Annotated in this window: 10 protein-coding genes; 8 read left to right on the forward strand and 2 right to left on the reverse strand. The window is 70.2% G+C overall.

The window, feature by feature from the left end; translation table 11 throughout:
• Positions 1-6: 6 nt before the first annotated feature.
• Positions 7-408, reverse strand: a complete 402-nt coding sequence (locus tag VGR06_RS01175; protein ID WP_327557027.1) for a cupin domain-containing protein — start codon at positions 406-408, stop codon at positions 7-9.
• Between the two features lie 183 nt (positions 409-591).
• Here VGR06_RS01175 and VGR06_RS01180 point away from each other — a divergent pair, with 183 nt between their 5' ends.
• From VGR06_RS01180 to VGR06_RS01190, 3 genes are all read left to right on the forward strand, one after another.
• Positions 592-1167, forward strand: a complete 576-nt coding sequence (locus VGR06_RS01180) for an RNA polymerase sigma factor (RefSeq protein ID WP_327557028.1) — start codon at positions 592-594, stop codon at positions 1165-1167.
• On the forward strand, positions 1164-1724 hold the full coding sequence (locus tag VGR06_RS01185; RefSeq protein ID WP_327557029.1) for a VOC family protein: 561 nt from the start codon (positions 1164-1166) through the stop codon (positions 1722-1724). Before VGR06_RS01180 ends, VGR06_RS01185 begins: the two co-directional genes overlap by 4 nt.
• A 65-nt stretch (positions 1725-1789) precedes the next feature.
• Entirely contained in the window at positions 1790-2626 is an 837-nt protein-coding gene (locus VGR06_RS01190) for an SDR family oxidoreductase (RefSeq protein ID WP_327557030.1), read from the forward strand.
• Between the two features lie 560 nt (positions 2627-3186).
• Here the strand turns inward: VGR06_RS01190 and VGR06_RS01195 are convergent.
• A complete protein-coding gene (locus VGR06_RS01195; RefSeq protein WP_327557031.1) occupies positions 3187-3393 on the reverse strand; it encodes a hypothetical protein in 207 nt (68 codons plus the stop codon).
• 7 nt (positions 3394-3400) lie between these two features.
• Between VGR06_RS01195 and VGR06_RS01200 the strand changes: the two genes are divergently transcribed.
• From VGR06_RS01200 to VGR06_RS01220, 5 genes are all read left to right on the forward strand, one after another.
• Positions 3401-3592 (forward strand): sigma factor-like helix-turn-helix DNA-binding protein, encoded by a 192-nt coding sequence (locus VGR06_RS01200; RefSeq protein WP_327557036.1) that lies wholly within the window; start codon positions 3401-3403, stop codon positions 3590-3592.
• 54 nt (positions 3593-3646) lie between these two features.
• The gene (locus tag VGR06_RS01205) at positions 3647-4270 is read left to right on the forward strand and encodes a hypothetical protein (RefSeq protein ID WP_327557032.1); all 624 of its coding nucleotides are present in this window, start codon (positions 3647-3649) and stop codon (positions 4268-4270) included.
• A 102-nt stretch (positions 4271-4372) separates the two neighbouring features.
• Positions 4373-4663: a hypothetical protein gene (locus VGR06_RS01210; protein ID WP_327557033.1), complete on the forward strand. Its 291-nt coding sequence runs from the start codon at positions 4373-4375 to the stop codon at positions 4661-4663.
• A 268-nt stretch (positions 4664-4931) separates the two neighbouring features.
• The gene (locus tag VGR06_RS01215) at positions 4932-5360 is read left to right on the forward strand and encodes a hypothetical protein (RefSeq protein ID WP_327557034.1); all 429 of its coding nucleotides are present in this window, start codon (positions 4932-4934) and stop codon (positions 5358-5360) included.
• Between the two features lie 197 nt (positions 5361-5557).
• Positions 5558-6409 carry a DDE-type integrase/transposase/recombinase gene (locus VGR06_RS01220; RefSeq protein WP_327557035.1) on the forward strand — a complete coding sequence of 284 codons (852 nt, stop codon included), beginning with the start codon at positions 5558-5560 and terminating at the stop codon, positions 6407-6409.
• The last annotated feature ends 37 nt before the right edge of the window (positions 6410-6446 follow it).

Here is a 6446-nt window from a genome sequence, read left to right on the forward strand (position 1 = left end):
AGGGCATCAGACCTCCGGAAGAGGCCGGCTCTGGCCACCGGGGCTTGGCGTCACGTTGATCAGCTGTCCCGGCTCATCGACGATGATCCGGTGCCACGTGCCCCGGGAGATCGCCAGGGCTTGGCCCGGTCTCACCTCCGCCTCCCGGTCTGTGCCCTCCAGCTCCAGCCTGATCCGGATGCGGCCGGAGACCAGGTACAGCAACTCGTCGGCGTCTGGGTGCAGCTCCCCGTTGTTAACCGGCGGTCCGCCAAGCGCGGAAGACTCGATCGTGTAGCCGTCGATGCGCCACGGGCTGCCGATGCTTCTCGCCACGAGCACGGCGCGACCCGTCTCCCGCTCCAGCCCAACCATCCGGCCGGACAGCTCGAACGGCTCTCCGACCGGTATCTCTCTGGTCGTCCCCACCGCTGCCTCCTCCGGCGCCCGGTCCACTACCTGTCGTTTCCCCCCGGCGGCGCCCTGGTTCCCGGTCCGGCCGCTGTGATGTGACAATCTGCTCCCCGGCCGGCTCTGGTCGCCCGCCAGGCGGGCGCGAACCAGGACCGACGGAACGGGGAACAGCTCAGCATGGAGGAGTCAGACAGTGCCGTGATCGCCGATTCGCTGGATACGCCGGCGGCCTTCGGTGTCATCTTCGACCGGCACGGATCGACGCTCCTGCGTTTCCTGGCCCGTCGCGTCGACCCAGCTGAGGCCGAGGACCTATTGGGAGAAGTGTTCCGGATCGCCTTCGAGCGGCGGTCGACCTTCGAGCGGGATCGGGATTCGGCCCGGCCCTGGCTGTACGGCATCGCCGCCAACGTGGTGGCCAAGCACCACCGGAGCGAGGCCCGGAGGCTTCGGGCCATGTCCCGGGTCTCCACCGACCGGCGGCTGGAGGACGATCCGGCGGAGCGGGCGGTGGCGGCGGCTGATGCCAGCGCCCGCTGGACCCGGGTCATGGATGCCATCGGGACACTTCCCGAGGCGGAGCGACAGGTCCTCCTGCTCTTCGCCTGGGAGGAACTGAGCTACGACGAGATAGCCTTGGCCCTCGGCGTACCAGTGGGAACGGTGCGCTCCCGCCTTAGCCGGGGTCGGGCCCGATTGGCCGCATTGACGCGGGGCCGTGACACAACCACCGATGTGCCCCTCACTCCGTGCGACGCTGGAGGCGAGAGATGACCGACGACCTGGAGCCCCTTCGCCGGTCTCGCCCCGACCGGCTGCTGCCGGACGATCCTCCCGACCCCGAAATCCTGGTTCGGGAGAAGGCCCGTCTCATGTCGGCCATCACCGGGCGAGACGGCGCGGGCGAGCATCGTCGCAGCCCGTCTATCTACCCGCGACTTGCCTATCGGGACGAGGTGGCCGCCCTGGACTTCCTGACCCGAGCGTTCGGCCTCGTCGAACGCCGGGAATCGCGGATGGAGCACCCCGAGGGAATGCTGGCGTGGCTGGAGATCGGAGACGGCGTGGTCATGATCGGTCGGGCCGGGGAAGAGCGCCACGGCCTGCACAGCCCGCTGGAGGCGGGCGCTCCCACGGCCATGGTGAACGTGTACGTGCACGACATCGACGCCCACTACCGCAGGGCCGCATCGGAGGGAGCCCAGATCGTCATGCCGCTGGAGGACATGTTCTGGGGCGACCGGCGCTACGAGGCCCTCGACCTGGAGGGGCACCGGTGGCACTTTGCCGAGCGCGTATCCGAGATCCGGGCTCGTCCGCCGACCCGGTAAGTCAGCGCGAAGCTTGGACCTATGGCCACGCCGGCCAGCCCACCGTCCACTCGGAGGCGAGCGTCATGAGCAGATCCGTCGTGGTCACCGGCGCGTCGACCGGGATCGGTCGGGCGTGCGTGGACCAGCTGGTCCGCGCCGGCTTCACGGTCTGGGCCTCGGTACGGACCGACGAGGACGAGGCCGCCCTGCACCGCGACCACCCGGAGGCGGTCCGCGTGCTCCGGCTCGACCTGACCGACCCAACCTCGATCGAGGCGGCCGGCGAGCTGGTACGGGCGGCAGGCCCGCTGCACGGTCTGGTCAACAACGCCGGGGTCGCCCTGCCCGGCCCGCTGGAGTACCTGCCCGTCGACGTATTCCGGCGGCAGATCGAGGTCAACCTGGTCGGCCAGCTCGCCGTCACGCAGGCAATGCTGCCGGCGCTGCGGCTGTCCCGGGAGCGGGGCGAGGACGCCCGGATCGTGATGATCGGCTCGATCGGCGGCCGGATTGCCGGCCCGATGCTCGGCCCGTACCATGCCTCGAAGTTCGGGCTCGTCGGGCTGACCGACAGCCTGCGGGCAGAGCTGGCGCCGTCCGGGATACGGGTGGTGCTGATCGAGCCGGGCGCGGTGGCCACGCCGATCTGGGGCCGGGGCACAGCCGCCGCCGACGACCTGGCGAAGACGCTGCCGGCGGGCGCCGAGCGGTATGCCAAGCAGATCGCGGCCACCCGAGCCAACGCGGCCCGAAGCGCGGCACACGGCATTCCGCCGGCCCGGGCCGCCCAAGCGGTGGTACGGACGCTGACCGCCCCGCGTCCACGCCCCCGGCGCGTCGTCGGGCCGGACGCGACGGTGGCGGCGGCGCTGGTGCGCCTGCTTCCGTACCGCCTGCTCTACCGCCTCGCGGCCCGGTAGCGGACGTGTGACAGCCGGGCCATCGGCACCGAGCTCGGCCACCGCTCAGCGACGTGGCTTGATAGTGAAGATTCTGCCAGCAAAGAGCGCTGCCGTTCGTTACGGAGCGTCATGGGCCACACGCTTGTAACCCCGATAAGCCCACGCACTCATCGGCGGCGCTGCACAGTGGCCTCGCCTCCAAGCCTGCCGCAGCCGATCCATGCGACAGCCGCGACACGCCGAACGGCGCGCTGCTGAGAAGAAATTTGGCCGCGACTCTTTGTGACGGATCTCGGCGTCCGTGCCGCTTCAAGATTAGTTCGGATAAGACCGCGCACGCCCGGCACACGTTCGCGCGCCGCGAGGGCGAGCACGCCTGGGTGCTGGCCCACCCCGGCCCGGCGCCGTACGGGCGGGATCCGGGACCGCCGCCACCGCTGCGTGGACTGCCCGACGAGGCCCGGCTCGCCAACCATCGACGACCGCAGTCTGACGATGACGGAGCGGCCGCGAAGCGGGCAGCCCTGCGCAAACAACTGGATCAGCTCGGCCGAGCCCAGACGAATCTCATCAAGCAACTAGAGGCGTACGAGCCGACTGGGGACGACGACCTCGACACCGAATGGACCGCGGCGCTGCAACGCCGGTTCGCCCAGATCACGGCGCAACGCGCGCAACTCGCTGCGGCGCCGGCTGCTCGCGCGCCGGCACGCGGCATCCGGCCTGCCCGACGCGGCCAGCGCGGAGGAGGCGGCGATCGACAGGTTCGAGCGGCAGTCGGTCATCCGCGGGCTGCGGGCGCTTCCCCGCCGGTACCGCGAGGTCCTCGTGCTGCGCTACTACCTGGACTGCTCGGTCGAGGACACGGCCGGGCTGCTCGGCCTCAGTACCGGTGCGGTGAAGGCCTACGCGTCGCGGGCCCTGCAACGGCTGCGGACCCTGATCGAAGAAGATGCTCCGGTTGAAGGAGAGGTGGACAGGTGATGCGCGACGACGACCTTTCGCCAGCGGCTGGCCCGCGCCGCCGAGGAGTTCCCGGTGCGTGGCTGGCCGGTCGAGCTGCGGCGGCGGGTGGTCCACCGGCGACGCGCCCGGGCCGGCGTCGCGCTCGCGGCCGGCGCCGTGGCCGCCGGCGGGGTGGCAGTGGCGGTACCCGCGGTGGCCGGCTGGATCCCCGGGCCGGACCGCGCCGCGACGCCGGTGGTCACGGCGAGCGCCGCCGACTACGTCGGCAGCGTCTGGCTCCTGACGGACGTCGAGGACGGGGAACGGTCCTTCGCGATCCCCGCCCACAGCAAAGCGCGGATGGCTCTGTGGCCGGACGGCCGGATCCAGATCGACGACAGCGTCAACGCCGTCGGCGGAAAGTTCACGAAGACGGCGGACGGGTTCGAGGTGCGTGACACCTACACGACCGCTGTCGGAATCCTCGACGTTGATCCGGTGCGTGCGGCCACCATCAGGGGAATGGACGCGCTCGCCCTCGGCAACCTGGACGGCGCCACGCCGACGCGTGGCCCGGCGCGGAACACGGTGGTCAGCGCGGACGGCACCCGGCTCGTGATCCAGACCGGCACGTTCCGCCTCACCTTCGTCCGGACCGGTCCGGCGGGCACCGCCGGCCTGCAGGCCCCGCCCGAGCCCTCGGCCACGCCGAGCTGAGCCGGACCCGGAACGGTGGGCGTCCGCTCATCAGGCAGCCTGGTCGCCTCCCGGTAAGGGCGCGGCCGCGCCGGCATCGATTCGGCGCCCGAGCCGCTGCGTGTGCAGCGACGCGTCTCCTGCCGCGGCGCGCTGGTCGTTGCCAAGCAACGCATCCACGTCGGCATCGTCCACGCTGGACGCACGCTGACCGTCCAAGCCGCGGACTCCACCTGGCGGGTCTACGACGAGGACGGCCTGGTCGCCGAGGTCGCCCGCACCACGACGAACCCCATCGCCAGGTTCAAGGTCCACAAGCCGAACCACCCCGCCGCCCGAATCGCCCGGGCACCGCCCCTATTCCGATCAGTGGATCCGCCACAACCCGCGCTGGTTCGTAGTACTCTGCCATGATCGTCTAGCCGGAAGTGTCACCCATCAAACGACGCTGATCCGTAACGGATCAAGTGGAGCCCGGCACAGACGCTCCCGTCACTGTCCCGTCACAGACGCTCCCGTCCCGGCACGTCTCTCAAGACGGCGTGGCATAGACAAGCCTGACGAGTGGGGCGAGTTCATCCTGGAAGCGGCCGAGCCGCATGCTGGGAAGGCGTGGACCGATTCCGGAAGGAACCGAGACCGTCGGCAGCTCAAGCAGCGGGCGATCGGGGAGGTGCGCCGGGTGCCGTGCCCGCCGGTGCTGACCGGGATCATCCGCAGTCACATTGCGAGGTTCGGCCTCGGCCCCGGCGGGCGGCTGTTCGTCGGGGAACGCAACAAGGCGGAACTGCCGGTACTGACGATCAACCGGATCTGGCGGCAGGCGCGGGCGGCGGTGTTCACCCCGGAGGTGTACGCCTCGCCGCTGGCGGAGACGCCCTACGACCTGCGGCACGCCGCCGTGTCGACGTGGCTCAACGCCGGGATCTCGCCGACTCAGGTCGCCGAGTGGGCGGGTCAGTCGTCGGAGGTGCTGTGGCGCAACTACGCCAAGTGCCTCGCCGGCGGACAGGCCGAGCTACGCCGCCGGATGGAGGCGGGCTACGGCGGCAAGCAAGCTACGCCGAACTTCGGCACGTATTCGGCACAGATCCTCGTAGAGGGCCGGTGACGGCCGGATGTGGTCGGACAAGTGTACGAAGTGGCGGACTGCGTTTCCGCTGGTCAGCGGCCCGAAAGTGCTGGTGAGATCTTGTGCCCCCGACAGTGTTCTGGTTCAGGACATCCCGGACCGATGTCTCAAGACACGCCGGACTGATGTCTCCAGAGATCCCGGACTAGCCGATCGCGGGCGTCAAGCCTGCGGCCATGTCTCTTACCCGTTTGCTGATCACCGCCGTGGTGGTCGAGAACAGACCTGTCCGCGAAGTCGCCGCCGCTTACGGCGTCTCCAAGTCCTGGCTCTATGAGCTGCTGGCCCGCTACCGCGCCGAGGGCGAGGCCGTCTTCGCGCCCCGCTCGCGGCGTCCGAAGGTCTCACCGACCGCGCACGCGGTCGAGGTCACCGACCTGATCGTGGAGCTGCGCGAGAAGCTCACCGCGACCGGCCTGGACGCCGGCCCGGAGACCATCGTGTGGCACCTGGCCCACCACCACGGCCGCACCGTCTCCCGGGCCACCGTGTCGCGGTACCTGGTCAAGCTCGGGCTGGTCGTCCCGGAGCCGAAGAAGCGACCGAAGTCGTCCTACACCCGGTTCGCTGCCCAGATGCCCAACGAGTGTTGGCAGGCGGACTTCACCCACTACCGGCTCACCCGTCCCGACGGCCGACCCGGGCCCGACATCGAGATCTTGTCCTGGCTCGACGACTGCTCCCGGTCCGCGCTCTCGGTAACCGCCCATGTCCGGGTCACCGGCCCGATCGTGCTCACCGAGTTCCGCAAAGCCGTTGCCACACACGGGATTCCCGCCTCCACGCTGACCGACAACGGCATGGTGTTCACCACCCGGCTCTCCGGCGGCAGCCTGCGCGGCACCCCGGGCCGCAACGGGTTGGAGCACGAGCTGCGCCGCCTCGGCATCGTGCAAAAGAACTCCCGACCCAACCACCCCACCACCTGCGGCAAGGTCGAACGGTTCCAGTGCGCCACGTCGCACCTGGTCATATCCCCGGCTCAGCCGGGAGGAACTCGAAGGGAGGTTCCTGGGTCTGATGGCTGACCCGCAGCTGAAAGGCCGAAGCGGGGACAAGAGCATG

Source organism: Actinophytocola sp. (assembly GCF_036002505.1).
GTDB lineage: Bacteria > Actinomycetota > Actinomycetes > Mycobacteriales > Pseudonocardiaceae > DASYTH01.

Excerpts from the sequence above, each read along its gene's own strand:
- VGR06_RS01185 (WP_327557029.1), top strand. The coding sequence starts at position 1,164 with ATGACCGACGACCTGGAGCCCCTTCGCCGGTCTCGCCCCGACCGGCTG.
- VGR06_RS01190 (WP_327557030.1), top strand. The coding sequence starts at position 1,790 with ATGAGCAGATCCGTCGTGGTCACCGGCGCGTCGACCGGGATCGGTCGG.
- VGR06_RS01195 (WP_327557031.1), bottom strand. The coding sequence starts at position 3,393 with ATGACCGACTGCCGCTCGAACCTGTCGATCGCCGCCTCCTCCGCGCTG.
- VGR06_RS01220 (WP_327557035.1), top strand. The coding sequence starts at position 5,558 with ATGTCTCTTACCCGTTTGCTGATCACCGCCGTGGTGGTCGAGAACAGA.